25 protein-coding genes are annotated in these 26,372 nt (G+C 70.2%); 9 read left to right on the top strand and 16 right to left on the bottom strand.

The genetic code is table 11. The features are described from left to right. Positions 1–3: 3 nt before the first annotated feature. From coaD to GEV26_RS06010, 4 genes are read right to left on the bottom strand one after another with little or no spacing between them, the layout of a single operon-like run. Positions 4–477, bottom strand: coding sequence for a pantetheine-phosphate adenylyltransferase (gene coaD, locus GEV26_RS06025; RefSeq protein ID WP_153652223.1), 474 nt, complete (start codon positions 475–477; stop codon positions 4–6). Then, the gene (rsmD, locus tag GEV26_RS06020) at positions 474–1,040 is read right to left on the bottom strand and encodes a 16S rRNA (guanine(966)-N(2))-methyltransferase RsmD (RefSeq protein WP_153652222.1); all 567 of its coding nucleotides are present in this window, start codon (positions 1,038–1,040) and stop codon (positions 474–476) included. Before rsmD ends, coaD begins: the two co-directional genes overlap by 4 nt. After that, a complete protein-coding gene (recG, locus tag GEV26_RS06015) occupies positions 1,037–3,172 on the bottom strand; it encodes an ATP-dependent DNA helicase RecG (protein ID WP_153652221.1) in 2,136 nt (711 codons plus the stop codon). The genes rsmD and recG overlap by 4 nt, the downstream gene beginning before the upstream one ends. Further along, positions 3,172–4,758: a DAK2 domain-containing protein gene (locus GEV26_RS06010; RefSeq protein WP_153652220.1), complete on the bottom strand. Its 1,587-nt coding sequence runs from the start codon at positions 4,756–4,758 to the stop codon at positions 3,172–3,174. Before GEV26_RS06010 ends, recG begins: the two co-directional genes overlap by 1 nt. Positions 4,759–4,915: 157 nt before the next feature. On the opposite strand from GEV26_RS06010, the gene rpmB reads away from it, so the two are divergent. Continuing rightward, positions 4,916–5,101, top strand: coding sequence for a 50S ribosomal protein L28 (rpmB, locus tag GEV26_RS06005; RefSeq protein WP_108577479.1), 186 nt, complete (start codon positions 4,916–4,918; stop codon positions 5,099–5,101). Positions 5,102–5,163: 62 nt separating this feature from the next. Beyond that, entirely contained in the window at positions 5,164–6,585 is a 1,422-nt protein-coding gene (locus GEV26_RS06000; RefSeq protein WP_243838960.1) for an amidase, read from the top strand. Between the two features lies 1 nt (position 6,586). Here the strand turns inward: GEV26_RS06000 and GEV26_RS05995 are convergent, their stop codons facing one another. Beyond that, positions 6,587–7,543 carry a thiamine-phosphate kinase gene (locus tag GEV26_RS05995; protein WP_153652219.1) on the bottom strand — a complete coding sequence of 319 codons (957 nt, stop codon included), beginning with the start codon at positions 7,541–7,543 and terminating at the stop codon, positions 6,587–6,589. Between the two features lie 86 nt (positions 7,544–7,629). On the opposite strand from GEV26_RS05995, the gene GEV26_RS05990 reads away from it, so the two are divergent. Together GEV26_RS05990 and GEV26_RS05985 are read left to right on the top strand one after the other, a co-directional pair. Then, complete coding sequence (locus tag GEV26_RS05990) at positions 7,630–7,866, top strand: Lrp/AsnC family transcriptional regulator (protein ID WP_153652218.1); 237 nt, start codon at positions 7,630–7,632, stop codon at positions 7,864–7,866. A gap of 3 nt (positions 7,867–7,869) precedes the next feature. Next, on the top strand, positions 7,870–8,322 hold the full coding sequence (locus GEV26_RS05985) for a DUF3515 domain-containing protein (protein WP_153652217.1): 453 nt from the start codon (positions 7,870–7,872) through the stop codon (positions 8,320–8,322). A gap of 19 nt (positions 8,323–8,341) precedes the next feature. On the opposite strand, the gene GEV26_RS05980 is transcribed toward GEV26_RS05985, so the two are convergent. Beyond that, on the bottom strand, positions 8,342–9,409 hold the full coding sequence (locus tag GEV26_RS05980) for a D-alanine--D-alanine ligase family protein (protein ID WP_153652216.1): 1,068 nt from the start codon (positions 9,407–9,409) through the stop codon (positions 8,342–8,344). A gap of 36 nt (positions 9,410–9,445) precedes the next feature. On the opposite strand from GEV26_RS05980, the gene GEV26_RS05975 reads away from it, so the two are divergent. Then, on the top strand, positions 9,446–10,513 hold the full coding sequence (locus tag GEV26_RS05975) for a trans-sulfuration enzyme family protein (RefSeq protein ID WP_153652215.1): 1,068 nt from the start codon (positions 9,446–9,448) through the stop codon (positions 10,511–10,513). 15 nt (positions 10,514–10,528) lie between these two features. On the opposite strand, the gene GEV26_RS05970 is transcribed toward GEV26_RS05975, so the two are convergent. Then, positions 10,529–11,530: an NAD(P)H-dependent glycerol-3-phosphate dehydrogenase gene (locus GEV26_RS05970; RefSeq protein WP_153652214.1), complete on the bottom strand. Its 1,002-nt coding sequence runs from the start codon at positions 11,528–11,530 to the stop codon at positions 10,529–10,531. 25 nt (positions 11,531–11,555) lie between these two features. Then, positions 11,556–12,284 (bottom strand): lysophospholipid acyltransferase family protein, encoded by a 729-nt coding sequence (locus GEV26_RS05965; protein ID WP_153652213.1) that lies wholly within the window; start codon positions 12,282–12,284, stop codon positions 11,556–11,558. Positions 12,285–12,327: 43 nt separating this feature from the next. Between GEV26_RS05965 and GEV26_RS05960 the strand changes: the two genes are divergently transcribed. Next, positions 12,328–12,528 (top strand): hypothetical protein, encoded by a 201-nt coding sequence (locus GEV26_RS05960; protein ID WP_208431031.1) that lies wholly within the window; start codon positions 12,328–12,330, stop codon positions 12,526–12,528. Here the strand turns inward: GEV26_RS05960 and GEV26_RS18220 are convergent. From GEV26_RS18220 to leuC, 3 genes are read right to left on the bottom strand one after another with little or no spacing between them, the layout of a single operon-like run. After that, positions 12,503–12,910 (bottom strand): hypothetical protein, encoded by a 408-nt coding sequence (locus GEV26_RS18220; protein ID WP_424923851.1) that lies wholly within the window; start codon positions 12,908–12,910, stop codon positions 12,503–12,505. The genes GEV26_RS05960 and GEV26_RS18220 overlap by 26 nt on opposite strands. Positions 12,911–12,919: 9 nt before the next feature. Beyond that, the gene (gene leuD / locus GEV26_RS05955) at positions 12,920–13,519 is read right to left on the bottom strand and encodes a 3-isopropylmalate dehydratase small subunit (RefSeq protein ID WP_153652211.1); all 600 of its coding nucleotides are present in this window, start codon (positions 13,517–13,519) and stop codon (positions 12,920–12,922) included. 2 nt (positions 13,520–13,521) lie between these two features. After that, a complete protein-coding gene (leuC, locus tag GEV26_RS05950) occupies positions 13,522–14,943 on the bottom strand; it encodes a 3-isopropylmalate dehydratase large subunit (protein ID WP_153652210.1) in 1,422 nt (473 codons plus the stop codon). Between the two features lie 98 nt (positions 14,944–15,041). Here leuC and GEV26_RS05945 point away from each other — a divergent pair, with 98 nt between their 5' ends. Continuing rightward, positions 15,042–15,758 carry an IclR family transcriptional regulator gene (locus GEV26_RS05945; RefSeq protein ID WP_153652209.1) on the top strand — a complete coding sequence of 239 codons (717 nt, stop codon included), beginning with the start codon at positions 15,042–15,044 and terminating at the stop codon, positions 15,756–15,758. A 7-nt stretch (positions 15,759–15,765) separates the two neighbouring features. On the opposite strand, the gene GEV26_RS05940 is transcribed toward GEV26_RS05945, so the two are convergent. From GEV26_RS05940 to GEV26_RS05925, 4 genes are all read right to left on the bottom strand, one after another. Then, entirely contained in the window at positions 15,766–16,206 is a 441-nt protein-coding gene (locus GEV26_RS05940; RefSeq protein WP_153652208.1) for a hypothetical protein, read from the bottom strand. Positions 16,207–16,275: 69 nt separating this feature from the next. Continuing rightward, positions 16,276–16,752, bottom strand: coding sequence for a Rho termination factor N-terminal domain-containing protein (locus GEV26_RS05935; RefSeq protein WP_153652207.1), 477 nt, complete (start codon positions 16,750–16,752; stop codon positions 16,276–16,278). A 94-nt stretch (positions 16,753–16,846) separates the two neighbouring features. After that, positions 16,847–17,311 (bottom strand): methylated-DNA--[protein]-cysteine S-methyltransferase, encoded by a 465-nt coding sequence (locus GEV26_RS05930; protein WP_153652206.1) that lies wholly within the window; start codon positions 17,309–17,311, stop codon positions 16,847–16,849. Then, on the bottom strand, positions 17,308–18,753 hold the full coding sequence (locus tag GEV26_RS05925) for a DNA-3-methyladenine glycosylase 2 family protein (RefSeq protein WP_153652205.1): 1,446 nt from the start codon (positions 18,751–18,753) through the stop codon (positions 17,308–17,310). The genes GEV26_RS05930 and GEV26_RS05925 overlap by 4 nt, the downstream gene beginning before the upstream one ends. A gap of 100 nt (positions 18,754–18,853) precedes the next feature. Between GEV26_RS05925 and arr the strand changes: the two genes are divergently transcribed. After that, positions 18,854–19,288, top strand: coding sequence for an NAD(+)--rifampin ADP-ribosyltransferase (arr, locus tag GEV26_RS05920; RefSeq protein ID WP_153652204.1), 435 nt, complete (start codon positions 18,854–18,856; stop codon positions 19,286–19,288). A gap of 147 nt (positions 19,289–19,435) precedes the next feature. Then, positions 19,436–22,726, top strand: a complete 3,291-nt coding sequence (locus GEV26_RS05915; RefSeq protein ID WP_153652203.1) for a M14 family metallopeptidase — start codon at positions 19,436–19,438, stop codon at positions 22,724–22,726. Between the two features lie 65 nt (positions 22,727–22,791). Here GEV26_RS05915 and GEV26_RS05910 read toward each other — a convergent pair whose 3' ends face one another. Then, positions 22,792–26,337: a M1 family aminopeptidase gene (locus GEV26_RS05910; RefSeq protein WP_194839978.1), complete on the bottom strand. Its 3,546-nt coding sequence runs from the start codon at positions 26,335–26,337 to the stop codon at positions 22,792–22,794. Positions 26,338–26,372 lie beyond the last annotated feature (35 nt).

Raw genomic sequence — 26,372 nt, 5'->3', positions numbered from 1 at the left:
CCCTCAGGCGTACTTGGCCTTCAGCTCGTCGTTGACGAATCCGGGCACCAGTCCCGAGACGTCGCCTCCGTGCTTGGCGACCTCCTTGACCAGGCTGGAGGCCAGGAACGAGTACTCCGGCGACGTCGGGATGAAGACCGTGTCGACGTCGGTCAGGCTGCCGTTCATCTGCGCCATCTGCAGCTCGTAGTCGAAATCGGTGACCGCCCGCAGGCCCTTGACGATCGCGTCGACGCCGTTGGTCGTGCAGAAGTCGACGAGCAGGCCCGTGAAGGACGCCGTCGTGACGTTGGGCAGGTGCTTGGTCGCCTCGGTGAGCAGCTCGAGCCGCTCGTCGATCGAGAACAGCCCCCGCTTGTTCTCGTTGACCAGGACCGCGACCACGACCTCGTCGAACAGGTGCGCCGAGCGCTCCACGATGTCGAGGTGGCCATTGGTCACGGGGTCGAAGGACCCGGGGCACACGACCTTCGTCATGGCAGTGACCGTACCGCAGGGCGTCCGAACCACACCGTGGTCTCCCCGTACTTCTTGTTGCGCAGGCCCTCGACGCCCTCAGGCCACACGAACGGGTCGCGGGTCGCGCGCTCGACCACGAAGAGGGTGTCCTCGTGCGAGAAGGACTCCAGGACGCCTTGGACGAGAGCCGTCACCGCGTCGGTCGGCACCGCGTAGGGCGGGTCGATCAGCACCAGGTCGAAGACGTCCCGGTCGCCGTCCTCGACCCACCGCTCGGCCTTGGTGCGCTCCACGACACCGTCGGCGCCGAGATCGCGCAGGTTGCGGGTGATCACGGCGGCGGTCTGGGTGTGCGCCTCGACGAACACCGCGTGCCCCGCGCCGCGGGAGATCGCCTCGATGCCGAGCGCGCCCGAGCCCGCGTAGAGGTCGAGCACCGCGATGCCCTCGAGCCCGCCCAGCTCGGACTCGATCGAGGAGAACATCGCCTCCCGGACCCGGTCGGAGGTGGGCCGGGTGCCGTCGCCCTTGGGGGTCTTGATCTGTCGGCCGCCGTGTCGTCCGGCGATGATGCGTGTCATGTCCGCTCCAGGTAGTCGGCCTGCTCGGAGTGCTCGAGCTCGTGGACCGCGGCCGCCAGTGTCGGGTGGTGGGACAGCGTCGGATCGGCGAGGACGATCTCGTCGGCCGCCGCCCGGGCCTGCTCGATGACCGCCTCGTCCTTGACCACCGACAGCAGCCGCAGGCTGGACCGTACGCCGGACTGGCGGGCGCCCAGCACGTCGCCCTCCCGGCGCAGCTCGACATCGAGCTTCGACAACTCGAATCCGTCGGTCGTGGAGGCGACCGCGTCGAGCCGCTCGCGTGCCGGCGAGTCGATCTCGGCGCCGGTCACGAGCAGGCACAGCCCGGCCTCGCTCCCCCGCCCGACCCGGCCGCGCAGCTGGTGCAGCTGGGACACGCCGAACCGGTCGGCGTCCATCACGACCATGACCGTGGCGTTGGGGACGTCGACACCGACCTCGACCACGGTCGTCGCGACGAGCACGTCGATCGTGCCGGCAGCGAAGGCGTTCATCGCGGCGTCCTTGTCGTCGGCGCTCATGCGACCGTGCAGCGTGCCGACCCGCAGCCCGTGCAGCGGCCCGTGCACGAGCTCCTCGTGCAGCTCGACCAGCGAGGACGTGTCGCTCTCGGACGGCTCGTCGCCGATGCGTGACACCACGACGTACGCCTGGCGGCCCTTGCCGACCTCTTCGCGCACCCGCTCCCACGCGCGGGCGAGCCAGCCGGGTCGCTCGGCGTAGGGGACGACGTTGGTCTGGATCGGCTGCCGACCGGCGGGGAGCTCGCGCAGCGTGGAGACCTCGAGGTCACCGAACACCGACATCGCGATGGTCCGCGGGATGGGGGTGGCCGTCATCACCAGCACGTGGGGGGTGACGTCGGAGCGATCCACCAGGGCGGCCCGCTGCTCGACGCCGAAGCGGTGCTGCTCGTCGACGACCAGCAGCCCGAGCTCGGCGAACTGCACATGGTCCTGGATCAGCGCGTGGGTGCCGATCACGATGCCGGCCTCGCCGGACGCGGCGTCGAGCAGCGCCTCGTTGCGGGCCTTGGCGCCCATCGATCCGGTGAGCAGGCGTACGCGGGTCGCGCCGTCCGCCCCGCCGAGCATCCCGCCCTTGGCCAGGTCGCCGAGCAGCGCCGTGATGCCGCGGAAGTGCTGCGAGGCGAGCACCTCGGTCGGTGCCAGGAGCGCGGCCTGTCCCCCGGCGTCGACGACCTGCAGCATCGCCATCAGGGCGACCACGGTCTTGCCCGAGCCGACCTCTCCCTGCAGCAGCCGGTGCATCGGGTGCGTACGCGCGAGATCGGCTCCGACCTCCTCCACGACCGCGCGCTGGCCGGCGGTCAGGGTGAACGGGAGCTGCTGCTCGAAGCGCGTGCGCAGGCCGCCGTCGACGGCTGGACGGGCGGCCGCGCGGTCGTCCTCGAGGGCGTGCCGCCGCTGGGCGAACACGGTCTGGACGATGAATGCCTCCTCGAAGCGGAAGCGGGCGCGCGCCGTGACCGCCTCGCCCATCGTGTGGGGGCGGTGGATCGACTCCAGCGCCGCGCGGGTGCCGGCGAAGCCGTGAGCGGTCCGCACCTGCTCGGGCAGCGGGTCGTCCACCTCGTCGAGGCTGTCGAGGCACAGCGCGATGAAGCTCTCGAGCTTCCAGGTCGGGATCTTCGCGGTCGCGCGATAGATCGGGAGCACACCGCGCGACAGGCGCGATGCGGCGGTGTCACCGTCCTCGTCGAAGAGGTCGTAGTCGGGGTGGGTCAGCTGCAGCCGGCCGTTGAACTGGCCGACCTCGCCGGAGAACAGGCACATCTTGCCCGGCTTCATGCGGTCCTGGAGCCAGCGCTGCTGGAAGAACGTCAACGACAACCGCGCCCCGGAGTCGTCCGTCACGATGACCTCGGTCCGCGTGCGCTTGCCACCCGGACCGAAGGAGTAGTTCTTGGCCTCGACGACCCGGGCGAGGACGGTCGCGTGCTGACCGACCCGCAGGTCCGACATGTTGGTCGGCTTGCCGAGCTCGACGTAGCGGCGCGGGTAGTGCCGCAGGAGATCGCCCACGACGTGCATGTCGAAGGCCTTGGCCAGGGGGGTGGCGGTCTTGTCCCCGAGGACGTTGACGAGCTTGGTGGTGAGGTCGACCATCACTCGACCGCGATGAAGAGCGGGTAGTTCTCCTGCCCGCCGTCGTAGACCAGGAGGTCGACGTCGGGGCGGATCGTGCGGAGATAGGCGCGCAGCGACGCCTCGTAGCTCGGATCCGACCCTTCGCCCAGCACGACAGTCACCATCTCACCCGCCGGGGACAAGATCTTGTCGATGACCTCGTACGCCACCTCGAGCACGTCGTCGCCGATCACCGTGAAGTCGCCCGTGACCACGCCGAGGACGTCGCCGGGACCGACCGGTCCGGCCATCGTGATGCCGTGCTCCGTCGCGACCGTCACCGCGCCGTGCTGGGTGTGCGCGGCAGCGCTCGACATCGCGACGACGACCTCGTCGAAGCCGAGCCCCGGGTCGTGGACCGCGAGTGCCGCGAGGCCCTGCACCTGGGCGTTCGTGGGGATGACCGCGACCCGCACGCCGTCCTGGCGGGCGGCCTGGGCCGCAGCCTCGAACTGGCGGATGTAGCGGAAGTTGTTGGGCAGCACGATGATCTCGTCGGCGCCCACGTCACGCAGGGACGCGCTCATCTCGGCGACGGTCAGCGGGGTGTCGCGGGTGAACTCCAGGGTGCGCGCGCCGGCCTCCTCGCAGAGCGCGGTCAGACCCGCGCCGGTGGTCGCGGTGATGACGACCCGGCCCTTCTGCGGCCCTCGCGCGACCTGGTCGGCGAAGTGCGTCACCGCGATCCGGTACGGCCGGCCCGCCGCGATGCCGGCCTCGATCGCGGCGCCCACGTCGTCGACGTGCACGTGGACGTTCCAGAGCCGCTCGCCGCCGACGACGACGAGGGAGTCGCCGAGCGCCATCAGGTCGGTCCGCAGCCCGGGGATGCGGTCGTCGTCCGCCTCCAGGAGGTACATCACCTCGTACGACGGACCGTCCGCGCTCAGCAGGTCGTCGGCGTCGCGGATCGGCTGCGGCACGTGGGCCCGGACCTGCTCGGGGATCCGGCCGGTGAGCGCCTGCTCCGTGGCGTCGAGCACGACGACCAGCGCCCGTCCGCCCGCGTCGACGACGCCGGCACGGGCCAGCACCTCCATCTGCGACGGCGTGCGCGCGAGCGCCTCACGGGCGGCGGTCGCCGCCTTGCCGAAGACCGTGCGCCCGTCGACGCCGGCCTCGGCCGCGTCCTCGGCGCCCACCGCGGCGGCCTTCGCGACCGACAGGATGGTGCCCTCGACAGGGGCACCGACCGCGGCCCACGCCGCGTCCGAGGCCGCGACGAACGCCCGGGCGACGTCCGCGGCCTCGACCGGCCCCACGAGCGAGAGGTCACGGAAGCAGGCCCGCACGAGCTGGGACAAGATCACGCCGGTGTTGCCCTTGGCGCCGGTGAGGAGGCCGTCGACGTACGTCTTGACCAGCTGCTCGAAGGAGGCCTCCGGTCCGAGCGCCTCGACCGCGTCGGCACCGGACATGAAGGTCAGGTAGGCGTTCGTGCCCGTGTCGCCGTCGGGCACGGGGAACACGTTGAGGGCGTCGATCTCGGCGCGCGCGGACGACAACGCACCCGCGCACAGCTGCGTCCACGCCCGGAAGCCCGCGGCGCTGAGGGTGAGGCCCATGGGGGGAGGCTATCGTCCGACACCTCCCGTCCGAGGGACCGACGGTGCTGATTGGCGTCGGCGTCGGGTCGTCGGCTATCCTTGAGCGGTTGACTTCTGGCGATTCAGTTCAGGAGTCTCCCCATTCTCGGTAAGTCTCAAGTTTCAGGAGTTCGCCATGGCTGCGGTCTGTGATGTGTGTGCCAAGGGACCTGGTTTCGGCCACAACGTCTCCCACTCGCACCGACGCACGAAGCGTCGTTTCGATCCCAACATCCAGCGCGTGCGCGCGGTGATCAACGGCACCCCGCAGCGCGTCAACGTCTGCACCTCGTGCCTGAAGGCAGGCAAGGTCAGCCGCTGAGGCTGGCTGTGCCCGGACACTGGGCCCTGTTCACCTGATCGGGGTGAACCTACAGTCATCTCGTGAACGACGAGATGACGCCCCGTGTCCATGCCTTCGGCGACGACGCACTCGGCGACCTCGACTCTGTCGGGGTCGCCGCTGCCGTTGCTGCAGGCGACATCAGCGCGCGCGAGGCCGCCGAGGCGGCGATCGCCCGCGCGGAGCGGGTCAACCCGCTGCTGAACGCGATCCAGCGGCCCGACTACGAGCGCGCCCTCGCCGCCCTCGCCGCCGAGCCGGCCGGTGCGCTCGCGGGCGTTCCGACGTTCGTCAAGGACAACACCGACGTCGCGGGGCTGCCGTCGGACCAAGGCTCGCTCGCGGTGCGGGCCCGCCCGGCCCCCGCCCACGCACCGTTCACCGAACAGCTGCTGTCGACGGGGCTGACGGTGCTCGGCAAGTCGACGATGCCCGAGTTCGGCTTCAACGCGACGACCGAGTACGCGACACTGCCACCGACCCGCAACCCGTGGCACACGGGCTACTCGGCGGGCGCCTCGTCCGGGGGCTCGGCCGCCCTGGTCGCGTCCGGGGTGGTGCCGATCGCTCACGCGAACGACGGCGGTGGCTCGATCCGCATCCCCGCCGCGGCCTGCGGGCTGGTGGGCCTCAAGCCGACCCGTGACCGCGTCGCCGCCGCCGCGGAGGCCGCCAGCCTGCCGATCGACATCATCTCGAACGGCGTCCTCACCCGGACCGTCCGCGACACCGCGCACTTCCTCGCCGCGACCCAGGCGTACCGGCCCGCTCCCGACCTCCGCCCCCTCGGACTCGTCGAGGGCCCCTCCGACCGACGACTGCGCATCGGCCTCATCCTCGACTCGGTGACCGGCATCCCCACCGACGAGGACACCCGCAAGGCGGTGCTCGCGACCGCGGACCTGCTGGGCTCGCTGGGTCACGACGTCATGGAGGTCGGGCTGCCCGTGGACCACCGGTTCATGGAGGACTTCAAGCACTACTGGGCGCTGCTCGCCTTCTCGACCCAGCACTTCGGCCGACAGGTGATGGGCCCGGACTTCGACAAGACGTTGACGGACCCGCTGACCCGCGGGCTGGCCAGGCGTTTCGTGCGCCAGGCCTGGCGCACGCCCATGGCGATCACGGGCCTCAAGCGCTCGACGCGCGCATATCGTGCAGCCTTCGACGACGTCGACCTGATCGTGTCACCGACGCTCGGCTACACGACTCCCGAGCTCGGCTACCTCTCCCCCGCGGTCGAGCCGTTCTCGCTGATGTTCCATCGGCTCGTGCAGTACGCGGCGTTCACCCCGCTCAACAACGCGTCGGGCGGCCCCGCCATCTCGCTCCCGCTCGGACGCTCGTCGGCCGACATGCCGGTCGGCATCCACTTCTCGGCCGATCACGGCGACGAGCAGACCCTGCTCGAGATCGCGTACGAGCTCGAGGCGGCCCAGCCGTTCGCCCGGATCCAGGACTGAGTCAGCGGAAGTGCTGGTGGCCCGAAGCGCCCTCGTAGGGAGCTCCGTCGACCGTCACGCCGCTGCCGTCGGCGACCTGCCCGATGCGGGTCCAGCCGGCCGGGACCGTGGTCTCGGAGCTGAACGTCGCGACGAGGGCGTAGTCGTCACCGCCGGTCAGCATGAAGTCCATCGCGTTGCGCCCGAGCGCCTCGGAGACGGTCGCGACCGGCTCCGGCACGACGATCAGGTGGGAGTCCAGGTCGATCGCGACCCCGCTCGCGTCCGCGATGTGGCCGAGGTCGGCGAGCAGGCCGTCGCTCACGTCGGTCATCGAGGTCGCACCCACACCCGCCGCTTGAGGACCCGCGGCGTACGGCGGGCTCGGCACGCGGTGGGCCTCGACGGCCGCCTTGGGCGAGCGGAAGCCGCGGCTGAGCGTCGCGAACCCTGCGCCGGCCAGGCCGAGCTGGCCCGAGTACGCGACGTAGTCGCCCGGCAGCGCCCCGGACCTGCGGACAGGACGGGCGGCATCGCCCATCGCGGTGACCGCGATGATGATCTTGTCCGACTCCGTGACGTCGCCACCGACGATGTGGGCACCGACGTGGGCGCACTCGTCCTCGAAGCCCCGCACCATCTCCAGGGCCCATGAGACCGGCAGGTCGGCGGGCGCGCCGAAGCCCACCGTGAGCGCGGTGGCGACCCCGCCCATCGCGCTGATGTCGGAGAGATTGCAGGCCGCGGCCTTGCGCCCGATGTCGCGCGGGGACGACCAGTCACGGCGGAAGTGCCGTCCCTCGATGAGGAGGTCCGACGACACGAGGAAGGTCCCGTCCTGGGTCGACACGTGGGCGGCGTCGTCGCCCGGGCCCAGCAGCACGTGGCGGTTGTGGCCGATCCGCTCGCGCAACCGGTCGATGAGGCCGAACTCCCCGATGTCGCCGATCGTGGGGTCGTTCGTCGCGCTCGCGTTCATGGGTCCATCTTCTCGCAGCCGGGACTCGATCTCCGCGCGACATCCGGTAGCGTGGCACAGTCCCCGTCACACCGAAGGAGCACCCGATGGCCGTTCAGGCTTACATCCTCGTCCAGACCGAGGTAGGCAAGGCCGCCGACGTCGCCGTGGCGATCGGTGAGATCCCCGGTGTGACCCTCGCCGAGGACGTCACCGGTCCGTACGACGTCATCGCCCGCGCGGAGGGTCCCTCGATGGACGAGCTCGGCTCGCTGGTCGTGTCCCGGATCCAGACCGTCCCGGGCATCACGCGCACGCTGACCTGCCCGATCGTGCGCATCTGAGCCATGCGCTCGTTCCTGCCCGGCGGCGTCCTGCTGGGCGCGCTGCTGACCGTGTCCGCCTGCAGCCCGGGCCTCGGCGTCGACGCCTACCCGACCGAGCCGGGCACCGACGTCGACTGCCAGGCCCTGTTCGCCGACGCGCCCCGTGAGGTCGCGGGTGAGGACACGATCCGGGTCGACGGTGACAATGCAGTCGCCTGGGGAGCGCCGCCCATCATCATGCGCTGCGGGGTCGAGAAGCCGGCCGACCTGACCCCGTCGTCGGAGTGCTATCCGGTCAAGGACGTCGGCTGGTTCGTCGAGACGACGTCCGACGGATATCTGTTCACCACGATCGGCCGCACGTTCTTCGTCAGCGTCGAGGTGCCGAACGCCTACGACCCCCAGGCCGACGCCCTCGCCGACCTGGCACCGTCCATCACCAAGCACGATCCCCTGGTCAAGCCCTGCGTCTAGTGCCTGGCGGTGCGGTCGGTCAGCGCAGGCCCTTGTCGCGCTGCAACCCGAGCTGGATGAGCCGGTCGACCAGATCTGCGTACCGGACGCCGCTGGCCTCCCAGAGCCGCGGGAACATCGAGTACGGCGTGAATCCAGGCATCGTGTTGATCTCGTTGATGACCAGGCCGTCGTCCGTCAGGAAGAAGTCGACCCGGGCCAGGCCCTCGCAGCCCACGGCCTCGAAGGCCTGCACGGCGTACGCCCGGATGCGCTCGCTCAGCGTCACCGAGATGTCGGCCGGCACGACGTTGCTGCTCGTGCCGTCGAGATATTTGGCCTCGAAGTCGTAGAACTCGTGCTCGGACTCCTCGGCGACCGTGATCTCGCCGACGACGCTCGCGGTCGGCTTGCCGGTGGGCCGCTGGATCACGGCACACTCCAGCTCGCGCTTGCCCCGGGCGGCGGACTCCACGATGACCTTGGGGTCGAACTCGCGCGCGGTCAGGACCGCGGTCTCGAGGACGTCCCAGGAGTCGACCATCATGACGCCCGAGCTCGAGCCGGCACGTGCGGGCTTGACGAACACCGGCAGCCCGAGGGCGCGGATGCGGTCCTCGACCTTCGACCGCTCCTGCTTCCACTCCCAGGGACGGATCGTGACGTAGGGCAGCTGGGGCAGGCCCGCGGCGGAGAACACCGTCTTGGTGAACGGCTTGTCCATGCTGACCGCGCTCGCGAGCACGCCCGCGCCGACGTAGCGGACGTCGGCCATCTCGAGGAGCCCTTGGATCGTGCCGTCCTCGCCCCACGGGCCGTGCAGCACGGGGAACGCCACGTCGATGTCACGCAGGCCCTCCCACGCGAACGGGGGCCGGTCGTCGCGCACCGACGGCAGGGTGCCGGCCGGGACGCCGTCCCACTCCGCGGTCTCGTGGACCCAGGCGCCGTCGCGGGTGATGCCGATCGGCACCACGTGGTAGCGGTCGCGGTCGATGACCGCGAGGATCTCGCGCGCGGTGAGGCAGGACACGCCGTGCTCGCTGGATCGGCCGCCGAAGATCACGGCCAGACGGGGCTTGTCGAGGGAATCGTTGACGAGGCTCATTGCCCAGCACCTTATCGTTCGGTGCACAATGGATCGATGCATGGACACGATCTCTCGCCCGCGACCCTCGCAGTCTCCGCGGGGCGTCCGGACAGGGTCCCGGGGGGACCGCTCAACGCGCCGATCACGATGGCCAGCGCCCTCGTGCCGGGCGGCGGATCCGAGTACGGACGGGCCGGCAATCCCACGTGGGACTCCTTCGAGGCGGTGCTGGGCGCCCTCGAGGGGGGACGTGCCCTGGCCTTCTCCTCCGGGGTCGCAGCCTCCGGCGCGCTGTTCGACCTGGTGCCCGCGAAGTCGATCGTCGTGGCACCCCGGCACGCGTACTACGGCACGATCGAGCAGCTCGTCGAGCGCAACCGCCGTGACCAGATCGACCTGAGGCTCGTCGACATCCACGACACCCAGCAGGTGCTCGCCGCGCTCGAGGGAGCCGCGCTGGTGTGGATCGAGTCACCGACCAACCCTGCCCTCGAGGTCGCCGACATCGAGACGATCGCCCGCGCCGCCGCCGAGGCCGGTGCCGTGGTCGCGGTCGACAACACGTTCGCGACTCCCCTGCGGCAGCGACCACTCGACCTGGGCGCCGACTTCGTCGTGCACTCGGCGTCCAAGCTGCTCGCAGGTCACAGCGATCTCATCCTCGGGGCGGTCGTCACCAACGACGACCGGGCCTTCACCGCGATCGAGAAGCGCCGCTCGGTGCTCGGCGCGATCCCGGGGGCCATGGAGACCTGGCTGGCCACCCGCGGCGTCCGCACCCTGCACGTGCGCCTGGAGCGGGCCGAGGCCAATGCCCGCGAGCTGCACGAACGGCTCTCCGCGGCCCCTCAGGTGACCCGCAGCCGCTATCCGGGCTTCGGCACGATGATCGCCTTCGAGGTCGAGGGCGGCGCAGCGGTCGCCCAGAAGATGACCGAGCAGAGCGAGATCATCACGTACGCCACGAGCCTCGGCGGCGTGGAGTCGACGTGGGAGCGCCGGCGTCGCCACGCGGGCGAGCCGGAGAGCGTCCCTGAGGGACTGATCCGGTTCTCGGTCGGCATCGAGGACGTCGACGACCTGTGGGCCGACATCCAGAACGTCCTCGCAGCCTGCTCCTGACGGAGCGCGGAGCGGTCAGACGGTCTCGGGCTTGGCCTGGCGCGAGATGAGCCGGCGCACGAGCTCGTCGGGGCTCAGCTCGCCTGCCACCAGCGCTGCGACGTGCTCGACGATCGGCATCTCGACGCCGTTGATCTTCGCGAGCTCGCTGACGGACTGGCAGGACTTCACCCCCTCGGCCACCTGACGTGTCTGGGAGGTGACCTCCTCGACGCTCATGCCCTCGCCGAGCTTCTCACCGAACGTCCGGTTGCGGGACAGCGGCGACGAGCACGTCGCGACGAGGTCACCCATGCCGGCCAGTCCCATGAACGTGACGGGGTCCGCGCCGATCGCGACGCCGAGGCGCGCGGTCTCGGCCAGGCCGCGAGTGATCACCGACGCCTTGGTGTTGTCGCCGAAGCCGAGGCCCACGCACACGCCGACGGCGAGGCCGATGATGTTCTTGGCGGTGCCGGCCAGCTCGCAGCCCACGACGTCCGTCATCGAGTAGGGGCGGAACGCCGCGGAGTGCATGAGCTTCTGCAGGTGCTCCGCGACCGACTGGTCCTCGCACGCCACGACGCTCGCGGCGGGCTCACGGTTGGCGATCTCCCGGGCGAGGTTGGGCCCGGAGACGACGGCGATCCGCTCGGGGCCCGCTCCGGTCAGCTCGGCGATGACCTCGCTCATGCGCTTGTGGGTGCCGAGCTCGACACCCTTCATGAGGCTGACGAGGATCGCGTCGGCGGGGATGTGCTCGGCCCACGACTCCAGGTTGGAGCGCAGCTGCTGCGACGGGACGGCCAGGACGACGACCTCCGCGCCGGCAAGGGCGTCCGCAGGATCGGGGGTCGCCGAGATCGCCTCGGGGAGCTCGACGCCCGGCAGGTACTCCGAGTTCTCGTGCTTGTCGTTGATCGTGTCGCAGAGCTCGGGCCGACGGCCCCAGAGGCGTACGTCGTTGCCGGCGTCAGCCAGCACCAGGGCGAACGCAGTTCCCCAGGATCCTGCGCCCATCACGGCGATCTGCGCCATTCACGATTCCCATCTGTTGGAGGGCTCAGCCCTGGTACTTGGTCTTGGGCCTGCTCAGTGCGTGCACGTCGATGCGGGGCGTCGAGGGTACCTCGCCGCGCACCTCGGCCATCATCTCAGTCAGGGCGTCCATCAGCTGGGAGGTCGCCTTGGAGAGCAGCTCCTCGGTGAGCGGCTTGCCCTCGAGCTCGGAGAGATCGAGCGGATCGCCGACCCGGACGTGGATCGTCTTGCGGGGGAAGAATCGCGGGCGCTTCGTGTAGGGCCACAGGATCTCCTGCGGTCCCCACTGCATGACCGGGACGAGCGGTCGGCCGGTGGCCAGCGCCACGCGCACCGCTCCCGTACGCCCGGACATCGGCCACGCCGCCGGATCGCGGGTGATCGTCCCCTCGGGGTAGATCGTGACGACGCTGCCTGCCTCGACCGCGGCGATCGCGGCGCGCAGCGACTCCGCCGCGCCCGCGGTGCTGCGGTAGACCGGGATCTGCTCGGCGTTGCGCAGGATGCGGCCGGCCACGGGCAGCGACATCAACGTGTCCTTGGCGAGGAACCGCGGCGGGATGCCTTGGTCGACCATGAAGTGCGAGATCAGGAACGGGTCGAGGTGCGAGAGGTGGTTGGGCGCCAGCACGTATCCGCCCGTGGGGAGCTTGTCCTGGCCCTGCCAGTCACGCTTGGTGATCAGCATCAGCACGGGCCGAAGGAAGAACACGATGACCCGCAAGGTCTTCGGGAAGTGACGACGCTCCATGAGGGGAGCCTAGTCCCGAGTGCTCGGGACTAGGGTGTGGGACATGCAGGGCACCGTGGCGAGCTTCGACGAGACGACCCGATCAGGTCATCTGCTGACCGACCAGGGCATGTCGATCACGTTCGCTGCCGAGTCCCTCGCCGACCACATCCGCCACCTGCGGATCGGCCAGCGGGTCTTCGTCGAGACCGACGGCCCCACCGACACCGCCTCCTCGATCAGCATCTTCCCCACCCCCCGCTGAAGCGCGCCTCCCGTCCGCTGACGCGCGCCTCCCGTCCGCTGACGCGCGCCTCACGTCCGCCGACGCGCGCCTCCCGCCCGCTGACGCGCGCCTCCCGTCCGCTGACGCGCGCCTCCCGTCCGCCGACGCGCGCCTCCCGTCCGCCGACGCGCGCCTCACGTCCGCTGACGCGCGCCTCACGTCCGCTGACGCGCGGGTTCCGTCCGGTGACGGGAGGGTTCCGTCCGGTGACGGGAGGGTTCCGTCCGCTTCGCGGCGTACCGGAGGCGCGCCTCGGCGGACCGGGGGCTCCCCTCGGCGGACCGGGGGCTCCCCTCGGCGGACCGGAGGCTCCCCTCGGCGGACCGGGGGCGCGCCTCGGCGGACCGGAGGCGCGCGTCAGCGGTGGGGGTTAGAGGGTGGCGGGCTTGAAGGAGGGGCGGGCGGCTTCGTACGCGACGATGTCGTCCTCGTGGCTCAGCGTGATCCCCACGTCGTCGAGGCCCTCCAGCAGGCGCCAGCGCGTGTAGTCGTCGATCGTGAACGAGTCCTCGATCGCATCGACGCCCTCACCCGCCTTGACCGTCCGGGTCTCCAGGTCGACCGTGATGGACGCACCCGGGTTCTCGTCGAGGTAGTCCCACAGTCGCTGGACGACCTTCTCGTCGACCTGCGCGGCGAGCAGCCCGGCCTTGCCCGAGTTGCCCCGGAAGATGTCGGCGAAGCGCGGCGAGATGACGACCTTGAAGCCGTAGTTCTGCAGCGCCCAGACCGCGTGCTCACGCGACGAGCCCGTGCCGAAGTCGGGACCCGCGACCAGGACCGTCGCGTCCTTGTACGCGTGCTGGTTGAGGACGAAGTCGGGGTCGTTGCGCCACGCGGAGAACAATCCCTCCTCGAAGCCGTCGCGGGTGACCTTCTTGAGCCAGACCGCCGGGATGATCTGGTCGGTGTCGACATTGCTGCGGCGCAGCGGTGCACCGACGCCGGTGTGGGACGAGAACTTCTCCATGGTCAGGCTCCTGCCTTCTCGAGCTGAGCGAGGTCGGCCGGCCCGGCCAGGTGGCCGAGCACGCCGGTCGCGACGGCGACGTCGGGCGACACGAGGTGCGTACGCCCGCCCTTGCCCTGGCGTCCCTCGAAGTTGCGGTTGGACGTCGACGCGCTGCGCTCCCCCGGGACGAGCTGGTCGGGGTTCATGCCGAGGCACATCGAGCAGCCCGCTCCGCGCCACTCGGCGCCCGCGTCCTTGAAGATCACGTCGAGGCCCTCCTGCTCGGCCTGCAGACGTACGCGCACCGAGCCCGGCACCACGAGGATGCGGGTGTCGTCGGCGACCTTGTGACCCTTGATCAGGTCGGCTGCGACGCGCAGGTCCTCGATGCGTCCGTTGGTGCAGGAGCCGATGAAGACCGTGTCGACCTTGATGTCCTTCATCGGGGTGCCGGCCTCGAGCCCCATGTACCGCAGGGCGTTCTCGGCGGCGACCCGCTCGTTGTCGTCCTCGAACGTGGCCGGGTCGGGGACGTTGCCCGACAGCGCGACGCCCTGACCGGGGTTGGTGCCCCAGGTGACGAACGGCGTGATCGTCGAGGCGTCGATCGTGATGACCTTGTCGAACTCGGCGTCCTCGTCGGTGACCAGGCTGTCCCAGTGCGCGACCGCCGCGTCCCAGTCGGCACCGGTCGGGGCCGACGGGCGGCCCTTGAGGTAGTCGTACGTCGTCTGGTCGGGCGCGATGAGCCCGGCCTTGGCGCCCCACTCGATCGACATGTTGCAGATCGTCATGCGGGCTTCCATCGACAGCTTGCGGATCGCCTCGCCGCGGTACTCCACGATGTAGCCCTGGCCGCCGCCGGTGGTCTCCTGGGTGATCAGCGCGAGGATCAGGTCCTTGGCGGTCGAACCGGCCGGCAGCTCGCCGACGACCTCGACGGCCATCATCTTGGGCTTGGCCTGCGACAGGGACTGCGTCGCAAGGACGTGCTCGACCTCGGACGTCCCGATCCCGAACGCGATCGAGCCGAACGCGCCGTGGGTCGAGGTGTGCGAGTCGCCGCACACGATCGTCATGCCCGGCTGGGTCAGGCCGAGCTGGGGACCGACGACGTGGACGATGCCTTGGTCGATGTCGCCCATGGGGTGCAGCCGGACGCCGAACTCCTCGCAGTTGCGGCGCAGCGTCTCGACCTGCGTGCGCGACACGAGATCCGCGATCGGCTTGTCCAAGTCGGTCGTCGGGATGTTGTGGTCCTCGGTCGCGAGGGTCAGGTCGGGGCGACGAACCGTACGGCCGGAGAGGCGCAGACCGTCGAACGCCTGCGGGCTCGTGACCTCGTGGATGAGGTGAAGATCGATGTAGAGGAGGTCCGGCTCGCCCTCGTGACGGCGTACGACGTGCTCTTCCCAGATCTTCTCGGCAAGTGTCTTGCCCATGGCGCTCTCCTCGGGGTCCCCCGCATGCGGGGCTGTGGGTTCGTAGCTCGGCGATCTCGCCGCTTGCGTCTCACAATGCGATACGGCAGTATCAAGACATGGACAACTCTAGCGGAGTCGGCGTTCTCGACAAAGCGGCCATGGTGCTCGCAGCGCTCGAGCCCGGACCGGCGACACTCGCAGGCCTCGTGGCCAGCACCGGCCTCGCCCGACCGACCGCGCATCGCCTCGCCGTCGCTCTCGAACATCATCGGCTCGTCGCCCGCGACATGCAAGGAAGGTTCATCCTCGGACCCCGGCTCGGCGAGCTCGCCGCGGCGGCCGGCGAGGACCGCCTGCTGGCGGCAGCCGGCCCCGTCCTGGCCCGGTTGCGTGACATCACGGGCGAGTCGGCCCAGCTGTTCCGCCGCCAGGGCGACTTCCGGGTCTGCGTCGCGGCCGCGGATCGCCCCACCGGTCTGCGGGACTCGATCCCCGTCGGCGGTCAGCTGACCATGAGCGCCGGCTCGGCCGCTCAGGTGCTGCTGTCCTGGGAGGATCCCGAGCGCATGAACAAGGGGCTGCTCAAGGCCACCTTCTCCGCCGCCGAGCTGTCCGCCGTACGCCGTCGCGGCTGGGCCCAGAGCGTCGGCGAGCGCGAGAACGGTGTGGGGTCGGTGTCGGCGCCCGTCCGCTCACCCTCCGGCAAGGTCGTCGCAGCGGTCTCGGTCTCCGGCCCGCTCGAGCGCCTCACCCGCCAGCCCGGCCGCATGCACGCCCCCGCAGTCGTCGCCGCGGCCGAGCGGCTCTCGCAGAGCCTGCGCCGCAGCAGCTGACGGCTCGCTAGGCCGCGAGGTCGTCGGGGGCCGCGATGCGGACGCACACGTCGTTGGCGAGGAACACCGGCCAGACGTCGACGGGTGCCCGGCGTCCGGCCTCGTCGAGCCCACGTGCCCAGCAGCGATCGTCCGCGCGGTGGTCGTCGGGACCCGGGCGGGCGTACATCAGCGCGAGAGATCCGCCGGGCGCGTGGTCGAGGACCACGGACGTCAACGTCCCGAACAGGCTGCGGACCATGGCGGGATCGGGACGATCGGGGCAGTCCTCGATCTTCATGAACACCGAGGTCCACTCCCCCTCGGGCCCGAGCATCACGCACCACAGCTGCGGTCGCGTGAAGCCCCACGGACCCTTGAGGGATCGCCAGAAGCGGTCGAGATCGGCGACGACGCGCAGAGGTGGCATCTGGTCGGGCGGCAGGAGCGGAGGGATCTCGTCGGTCATGCCCCGACCCTGCTCCGATTCGCGGGGCACGTCGAACGATCGTCCACAGGCGGGCCCGGACGCCCTGGGTCAGGACAGGGCGGCGACGAGCTCGTCCTTGCGCATCCGCGAGTAGCCCGGGATGCCCTGCTCGCGGGCCGCGGCGCGCAGCTGGGCGACCGTACGCTCGGCGATCGGGACGGTCTCGAGGGGAAGCGCCGAGTCGGCCGTCGATGCGGTCTCGACGGGGGCCGGTGCAGCGGTCTCGGCGGGAACCGTCACCTTCGCGGCCCCTTCCACATCGGCCTGCTTGCTCGCCTTGGCCTCATTGGCCTTCTTGACCTTCTTGGTCTTCTTGGCCGCCGAGCTCGCGGACGCCCGCAGCTTCTTGGCCTCCGCCTTGAGCCCGGAGGTCTTCTTCTCGAGCTTGCCGACGTTCTTCTCGAGCCCGGCGATCGTGCTCTTGAGCTTCTTGATCGTGGCGCGGGCGATGTCCAGCTCGGTGTCGGCGGACTTCTTCGACCGCTTGGACTTCGTGCTGGTCGCGGTCTTGCTCTTGGTGGCCATGGCGCTCCTCAGACGGGACGGGGTTGCTCCAGATCGTGCCATCCCCAGATGAGCAGCGGGGTCAGATCGGCCGTGTCGGTGCTGGCATCCGCCGTCAGAAGAGGCCGGGACGCTCGAGGTCGAGCAGGGTGCGCTTGCGCTCGACGCCGCCCGCGTAGCCGGTCAACGTCCCGTTGGACCCGATGACCCGGTGGCACGGCACCACGATCGGAATCGGGTTGGCGCCGTTGGCCGCGCCGACCGCACGGGAGATCACCGGCTCGTAGCCGAGGCGACGGGCGATGTCGCCGTAGCTCGCGGTCTCGCCGTACGGGATGCGCTGGAGCTCGGCCCACACCTTGCGTTGGAACTCGGTCCCGTCGCTGGCCAGGGGCAGGTCGAACTCGGTGCGGTCGCCCGCGAAGTACTCCCCCAGCTGCTCCTCGGCGCGATCCAGGAGCGGATCGGCGCACCGCCGGCCCACGGGTGGCCCGGCGTCGAAGCGGATCGCGGTGATCAGGCCGGCGGACGCGTGCAGCCGCAGAGCGCCGATCGGTGAGCTCATCCATCGAGTGGTCATGGTGCTGTCCTTTCGCTGGCGGAGGTGGCACGCCACAGGTGCATGCCGGCGTAGGAGCGCCAGGGACGCCATCGGTCGGTGTCGTCCGGGGTCAGGCCGTGGCGCTCGAGCTCGCGCCTCAGGACCAGATCGGTCGTGAGCAGGACGTCGGGATGGCCGAGGCCGCGCATCACGATGTAGTCGGCCGTCCAGGGGCCGATGCCGCGCATCTCGAGCAGCTGCTCGCGGACCGCATCGCGGTCGACGCCGGGATCGAGATCGAGCTTGCCGTCGGCCACGGCCTGCGACAGCCCGATGATCGTCCTCGCACGGGACTGCGGCATGCCGAGGGTGGTGGGATCGGCGTCGGCGAACGCCTCGGGCGGCGGGAAGGCGTGCGTCAGGCCGAAGGCCGAGGCGAGGGCGAAGTCGACCGGGGTGCCCCGGGTGGGCACCTGCCGCCCGAGCACGGTGTTTGCCCCGGCGACGGAGACCTGCTGGCCGACGATCGTGCGCACCGCGAGCTCGAAGGCGTCGACGTGGGAGGGCACCCGCAGTCCGGGCGCCTCGGCGACCAGCGGGGCCAGGACGCGATCGGCGCGCAGCACCTCGTCGATCGCGACCGGATCCGCGTCGAGGTCGAGCATGCGGCGGGCCCGCCCGATCGCGACCGCGGTGTCACGCAGATCGGCCAGCTCGAGCTCGCAGTCGACCCGGTCGTCGTGGATCGTCAGCGACATCACGCCGAGCCCGTGGGGCAGGCGGAGCACCCGAACGTACGTGCGACCCTGCACGGTCTCGACACCCGGCAGGACGTGCGCAGCCAAGAAGTCGAGCAACGACTCGCCATGGAACGGCTGCCGGACCGCGAGACGCACCGCGATGCGTCCAGTGGGCGTGCCGCGCCGGCGCCCCCGCATCTCGGTCGGCGTCAGCGCGTACGCCTGGCGCACCGAGTCGTTGAACTGGCGGATCGAGGCGAATCCGGCAGCGAAGGCGATGTCGCCCATCGGCATCTCGGTGGTCTCGATCAGCACCCGTGCGGCCTGAGCGCGGTTGCTGCGCGCCAGGGCGAGCGGTCCGGCGCCGACCTCCTGGGTGAGCATCCGGGTCACGTGCCGCTGGCTGTAGCCGAGCCGATCGGCCAGCCCCTCGACACCCTCGCGCTCGATGACGCCGTCGGAGATCAGCCGCATCGCCCGCCCGACCGCGTCCGCGCGGACATTCCACTCCGGCGAACCGGGCGTCGTGTCGGGGCGGCAGCGTCGGCACGCCCGGTAGCCGGCCTCCTGCGCAGCCGCGGCCGTCGGGTGGAAGGTGACGTTGTGCGCCTTGGGGGTGACGGCCGGGCACGACGGACGGCAATAGATGCCGGTCGTCCGCACCGCGGTGTAGAACACCCCGTCGAAGCGCGCGTCGCGCGCCTGCACGGCCCGGTAGCAGCGCTCGTGGTCGGTGATCATGACTCCATCATGACTCGCCCTGCCGACAGTCACTGGCGGCTATCGGACATGGACGGCACAATCGTCCCCACGGCCGACGACCCGCGACGAAAGAGGCCTCGTGAGCAGCTCGCAAGGACCCACACCGTTCGAGGTCCACCCGTCAGGATCGCTGCTCCACGGGACCAGGGCCCAGCTCGAGATCGGCGATCTGCTGGTGCCCGGCCGACTCTCCAACTTCGAGGAGGGACGGGTCATGAACCACGTGTACGTCACGCAGACGCTGGACGCCGCTGCGTGGGGTGCCGAGCTCGCCGCGGGCGACGGACGTCCGCGCATCTACGTCGTGGAGCCGCTCGGCGAGCTCGAGGACGATCCCAACGTGACGGACAAGAAGATGCCGGGCAATCCGACGCGCTCGTTCCGCACCCGCGAACCGGTCAGGATCGTCGGCGAGCTGGACGACTGGCAGGGGCACTCGCCCGCGCAGATCCGGTCGATGATCGACGGGCTGGCGGAGCTGCGACGCCTGGGCAAGGCCGTCATCCACGACTGAGCCGGGGCATCTCGCGCCCCCGACGATCATGTTAATGCTGCGTAAAACGTAGCCAAACGAGCGGCGAGTCAGGCAGTCTGTCTTCACCATGGGGTGCCGTCCGTGCCGGACGGCGCCCTTCCGCACCCCACAGGAACGAGCCCATCCGTGAGGAACTCTCGCGCTCTCGTCGGTGTGACGGGTCTGGCGCTCGCCGCGACATGTGTGCTGTCCAGCACCGCCGTCCCGGCGTCCGCCGTCGAACCGTCCCCCAGCGCCTCCAGCCCGGCCCCCGGCCGCGGCCCCTCGACCGCCGCGAAGGTCGATCCGCTCAGCAAGGCCCAGGTCGTGCGCCGGGCCGCCGAGACTGCGGTCGCCGGCGATCCGATCGACATGCCCACGTCGTACCCGTACCAGCCGGATCTGAAGATCTACCGGCCGAACGCCGACGACGCCGCGAGCTCGGCCGAGCTGATCGGGCATCCCGAGATCGCGTCGAAGCTGCTCGATCTCATGGAGACCAGCAACCGGGTGTCGGCGCAGGTCGTGGGCCAGTCGACGGAGGGCCGCGATCTCTACCTGGTGACGGTCACCGCGCCCGAGAGTGCGGACGAGACCGCGCAGCAGACCGCCTGGAAGAACAAGATCAAGACCGATCCGGCCGCTGCAGCGACGGACAAGGCGCTGCTCGAGAACTACAAGACGCCGGTCTGGATCAGCAACAACATCCACGGCAACGAGTGGGAGGGCACCGACGCGGCGATGAAGTACATCGACTACCTCGCCACGGCTCCCATCGCCGAGGTGCGCAGCATCCTCGCGAACAACCGCCTGTACTTCTCGCCGTCGCTCAACCCTGACGGTCGCACCAACGCGACCCGCGCCACCGCGCTGGGACTCGATCCCAACCGCGACATGATCACCAACTCGACGCCCGAGACGAAGTCGTTCATCCGTCAGGCACAGGCGATCCAGCCGATCTACGCCGCGGACTTCCACGGGTACACCAGCGTGCTGCAGATGGAGCCCACCGGCCCGCCGCACGGCTCCAACTACGAGTACGACCTGATCATGCCGCACAACTACGCGCTCGCGCTCAAGGTCGAGAAGGACGTCGTCGCCGCGGACATCCCCGGCAACACGTACTTCAACACCACGACCGGACGGGTCGTCAACGAGAACACGTCGGCCGAGACCGCGCACATCAAGATCCCCTACCGCGACACCCCGGACGGGTGGGATGACTTCCCGCCGATCTTCACGGCGCAGTACAACTCGTTCTACGGAGCCGCCGCAGCGACGGTCGAGCTGCCCAAGAGCCGCAACGGCACCCCGAGCGGACGCCAGTCGCCGGCGAACGCGGTCATCAACTCCGCCGTCGCGTACAAGACGATGGACAGCATCGTCGACTACATGAACACCGCCGGCAACGCGCGGGACATGATCAAGAACCAGATCGAGACCTTCCGTCGCGGCCTCGCGGGCGAGCCCAAGGACAACCTGACCGTCGACAAGGTCAAGAGCGTCCCGGGACCGACCCAGTGGCAGCCGTTGTGGGACGTCGTGGACGACCAGGACAAGATCACCCTGCCGCGCGCGTACGTCATCCCGGTCGGCGAGGGACAGCGCTCCAAGAGCGATGCGACCCGCCTGGTCGATCAGCTGATCACCCACGACATCGAGGTCGGCACGCTCGACGCCGCCGCCACGATCGACGGCACGACGTACCCCGAGGGCTCCTACGTCATCGACATGCACCAGCCGCTGCGCGGACTGGCCAACTCCCTGCTCGACCTCGGTGAGGACATCTCCAACAAGGTGCCCTCGATGTACGACATCTCGGCGTGGAGCTACTCGTACACCTGGGGCGCCACGGTCGACAAGATCGGCCTGACCACGGAGGCTCCCGTCGGAGCCACCACGCCGATCAAGGCGGCGACTCCCCAGGAGTCGGTCCCCGCCAAGGCCGGCTACCTGACGTTCGACGTCGCAGGCGTCCCCGACTACCAGGCCCTCAATGCCCTCCTCGAGGAGGACGCACGCGTCTCGATGCTCGCCGACGGCTCGGTCGTGATCGGGCCCGAGGCGTACGACGCAGCCAAGAAGGCTGCCTCGGCGTACGACATCGACGTCGAGGCGGCCACCAAGGCCGATCTCGATGCCCTCGATGACGAGGACACCAAGGCGCTGCAGGATCTCACGATCGCCTACGTCGGCACGCAGGACGACAGGCTCTCCCTGCAGCAGCTCGGCTTCGACGATCTGGTGCAGGTGACCGCGGACGCGGTCAACGCCAACCCGCAGCTGCTCGACGGGATCGACGTCCTGTGGATCGGGACGACGTTCAACACCGCTGACCGGGCCGCCTCCGGCTCGAACCCGGCCGTGAGCTTCGCCCCCGCCCGTGGCGCCGTGCAGGCCTTCCTCGACGAGGGCGGCGCACTGCTCGGTCGCTCGAACGCTGCGTTCAACGCGGCCTCGTCGTTCGGTCTCATGAGCGGCACGGTCGTCAACGGCAACAGCTCCGGCAACGGCATCGTCGCGGTCGACACGCCTGCGGACTCGGTGCTCGCGCCGTACAAGCAGGACAGCGCGTTCATCTACCCGGCCTACTCGTTCACGTCGCTCGGCGAGAACGTGAAGGTCGAGCAGAGGTACGCCGCGAACCCGCTGCTCGCGGGCCACTGGCGTGCGAGCGGCGCCTCCGCGGCGACGAACGGTCCGAGCACGGCCGCAGGCCAGGCCTCGGTCGTGTCGTCCGAGAACGCCACGACCGGAGCCCGCTCGATGGTCTTCGGCACGTCGGTGTTCTTCCGCACCCACACCAAGGGCGGCATGAGCCAGGCCGCACGCGGTCTGTTCTGGGCCGCCCCCGCGGGCGACCCCGTCGTCGCCCCGGGTGGGTCGAGCGTGACCATCACGTCGGCCAAGGGGGTCACGTACCCGCGAGCGGCCACCGTGACCGTCCGCGCCGAGGACGCCGAGGGCACGGCTCTCGACGGCACCGTCACCCTGCGAGCCGGCACCAAGGTGCTGGCGACCGGTACGACCAGCGGTGGCAAGGCGAGCCTGAAGGTGCAGGGTCTGCGCCCCGGGACCACCTCCGTGGTCGCCACGTTCGAGCCTTCGTCGGCGAGCTACGGCTCCTCGACGAGCGCCCCGGCCTCGATCAGCGTGGCCAAGGCAAGCACGTCGCTGTCGCTGAAGGTCAAGAAGTGGAAGAACGCCAGGAAGGCGCGGGTCACGGTCAAGCTGATCGCGCCCGGCGTCAAGACCGCAGGCTCGGTCGTCATCACCGACAAGGGCAAGAAGGTCAAGACCGTTCGCGTCGACGCCAACACGTCCGAGGTCATCACCCTGAAGCTCAAGAAGGGCACGCACAAGCTGCGGGTCACCTTCGCGGGCAACGGGCTGACCAAGTCCAGCAAGAGCAAGACGGTGAAGGTCACGATCCGCTGATCTCCGCCTGACACACAGCGGCCCGGCTCCCCACAGGGAGCCGGGCCGTTGTGCTGTCCCCCTGCCTACCGGACCTTGCCGGTCTTCGCGCTGGTGCTGCCCCACGTGACGTAACCGGTCTTCCTGGCCACGACCCGCACGGTGATGCGATCGCCGCGGTACGCCTTCTTGAGCGTGAGCGTCGGCCGGTTGCTGCCGACGCGGTGACCGTCCGCGTACCACTTGTAGGACAGCTTGACGCCCTTGTCGTAGGTCGCCTTCTTCACGGTCAGGGTGCGGCCGACCTTGGGCGTCCCCTTGATGGACGGCCTCGGGCGACGGGTCTGCGTGCCCAGGGCGACGCGGTGACCGGCGCTGGTCCGGGAGACGGCGGTGTAGCCCGCCTTGGAACCGGTCACGACCACCGACAGCGTGCGGCCCCGATCGGCTGCCGTGATCGTGTACGTCGTGGAGGTGGCGCCGCGGATCGCCTTGCCTTCCAGCAACCACTGGTAGCCCAGCCGCACGCCGTCGTCCCAGGAACCCGGACGCGCGGTGACCTTCTTGCCCACCGCGACGCTGCCGCTGACGGTCGGCCTGGGGGTCCTGACGAGATCGCCCGTCGCCACCTCGTCGGTGGGGTCACTGGTCCTCGTCGCCGGCGCGTAGCCCGCCCGCGTACCGGTCACCGCGAACGTGATGCGCTTGCCCGCCGCGTCACCGGCGGGGACGTACGTCAGGCCCGTCGCGCCCTCGACGGCCTGGTCGCCGGCGAACCACTGGTACGCGAGAGACACGCCCTCGGGCCACGTCCCGCGATCACCGGCCAGCGGGGCGCCAACCTTCGGCGTCCCCGAGATCGTCGGCTTGGGCGTCTCGGTCTGCTCGGCAGGCGCGATGGTGACCGGCTTGCTGGTGCGGCTCGCCGGGATCGCATAGCCGGCCTTGGTCCCGGTGACCGTCACCGTCAGCGGCAGGCCGACCTGGTCCAGCGTCGGGGTGAACGTCGCGCCGGTGGCACCCGCGACTTCTTCACCGTCGACCGCCCACTGATAGGTGAACGCCGTACCGGTGTCCCACGTGCCGGGATCGGCCGTGACAGGTGCGAGTGCGCGCGGGACGCCGCTCAGGGTGGGCCTGGGCAGACTGCCGAACTCCCCGGTCGCGATCGCCCCGGTCGCGGCGCTGGTCCTGGCCGTGGTGACGAAACCGGCCTTGGTGCCGGTCACCGTCACCGTGACCGTCTGACCGATCTGAGCGGCGAGCGACGGGGTGAAGGTGGGACCGGTTCCGCCGTTGGCGGCCGAGACGTTGGTGCCGTTCGTCGCCCACTGGTAGGTGAAGAACGTGCCGGGCTCCCAGGTGCCGACGTCGGCCACCAGCGTCCTGCCGATCTGCGGCGTGCCGGAGACCGTCGGGACCGACCCGGGCTGGGTCGCCCGCGCGACCGCGGCCGTGGGCTCGCTGGTCCTGGTGACCGGTGATGCCGAGCCCTTGGACCCGGTCACCCGCACGCGGACCGCGAGGCCCACGGCTGACACGTCCGGTGTGAAGGTCTGCTTGGTGGCACCCGCGACCGGCGAGTCGTCGACCAGCCACTGGTACGCGAACGTCGTGCCGGAGGCCCATCCGGGCGTCCCCGCGGTCAGCTGCTGGCCCACGACGGGCGTGCCGGCGACGGTCGGCAGAGCCGAGGGCGCGACCGGTGGTGCGCCCACCACGATGGACGTCGTGCAGTCGACGCACGTGGCGCCGAGCGTGCTGGCCCGAGCGGACGCCTTGAGGGCGGCCCCGGTCGAGTCGGGTGCGGTGGTCAGCGGGATCGACACGGTCGAGGTGGCGCCGACCGCGGTCGTCGGGACGGTCCATGTCAGGGTGCTGCCATCGATCGTCGTGCCGGCCGGCAGCTCGCCCAGCGTCGCGTCGTCGAGGACGTCGTTGAGGTCCACGATGACGACGCTTCCGGTCTGCGTGACCCGGCCGGTGTTGCGGCTCGTCAGCGTGAAGCTGATCGCCTCGTCCGCGCCGACAGGTGCGCTCGGCGCGGCGAGGGTGAGATCGAACTTCGAGGGCCACGCGGGCTTGCCGGTGGTGTAGATCCACTCCTCGAAGAACGCAGTGAGGTCGCGGCCCGAGATCTCCTCGGCCAGCGCGATGAAGTCAGCCGTCCGCTTGCTCGTGCCGCCGTAGCGGGCCTGCCACTGCTCCATCACCCGAGCGAAGTCCCGGCCGCCGATCGCGGTGCGCAGCGCCTCGAGGGTCATGGATCCGCGGGTGTACGTCGGGCGGCCGAACAGCTGCTCGGCCCTGGCCATCTTGGCGACCGGGACGCTCCACAACGCGTTCGTCGGTGCGGTGTTGTTCCACGACGTGAAGTACGAGGACTCCGTGCTGGTGGTCGAGGAGCCCGAGCCCTCGTACGTGAGCTGGGCCTCGGCGTACGTCGCCGGGCCCTCGTTGAGCCAGATGTCGTTCCAGTCCACGGGCGAGACGTTGTCGCCGAACCACTGGTGCATGACCTCGTGGATCGTGGTCCCGCGGCTCGCACTGTTGGGGAAGAACGAGCGGTCCTGGGTCTCCAGGGCGTAGTTGATCTCGCTCGGCACGACGTCGGTGACCAGACCGGTGCTGTTGCCCGGGTACGGGCCGTACCTGCTCTCCAGGAAGTCGAGGATCTGCTTGAGCTGCGCCCGCGTCGACTGGGTGGTCTGCTGGTTGCCCACCGAGATGGCCGGGTCGATGAACGACCACTCCTTGATCGTGCGGCCGCTGGCGAGCGCGATGTCCGACTCGTACATGTCGTAGCGACCGACCGAGATCAGCGAGAGCTCGCTGGCCATCTGCTTGGTCTGCTCCCAGACCCAGGTCGTGCGCGCACCGCTGTCGCTGCGCGTGCGGGACGTCAGCTCGCCGTTGCTGACGACTGCCGCGTCGCGCAGGCCGGGGTTCGCGGCTGCGGCCTGCGCCGAGGTGCCCAGCCTGCTCGGCGCATCGACCGTGATCGTGTACGTGGCCTTGTCCCGCGGAGTGTTGTTGTTGGGGAACACCGTCATCGAGCCGACCGGCTGGTTGACGAACGTGGCGCCGTCGGTGGTGTTGTTCCAGCCCTCGTAGGAGCCGTCGGTGTCGGTGTGGCGGACAGGGGTGCCGTGATATCTCACGACGGTCGTGAACTCGCCGCTGACCGGACGCGACGGGGTCACGATCAGCTTGTGCTCATCGGTCGTGGCGTCGGACTCGGTGGTGTTCTCGATGCGAGTGAAGGTGGCCGGGGCGCCGTCCACGGCCACGGAGTCCACGTTGAGCGTGCTGGCCTCCAGATCACCCACCGAGCCCTGGAAGTCGAATGCGTACGACGCGAGCGGAGCATCGGTCGTCCGCGCCGTGACGGTCGTGGTCGCAGCCGGGAAAGTGGTCGTCGCGGGAGCGTTGTTGGTCGACGCCACGGCCACGTCGACCTTGAGCTCGATGTCGTAGTGCAATGCGTCGTAGCCGCTGTTTCCCTGTCGCGGGAAAAGGCTGTCGCCGGCGCTCAGCCCACCATTCACCGGGTCGGCCGCGTACGCCGTCCCGGCTCCCGCCGTGGCGACGAGCGTCCCGCTGACCAGTGCCAACGACAGAAGTCTTCCCATGTGCCGTGCTCGGAGCGTCATACGCCCTCCATCTG

Source organism: Aeromicrobium yanjiei (genome assembly GCF_009649075.1).
Classification (GTDB): domain Bacteria; phylum Actinomycetota; class Actinomycetes; order Propionibacteriales; family Nocardioidaceae; genus Aeromicrobium; species Aeromicrobium yanjiei.
This window is presented reverse-complemented; position numbering and strand designations above follow the sequence as displayed.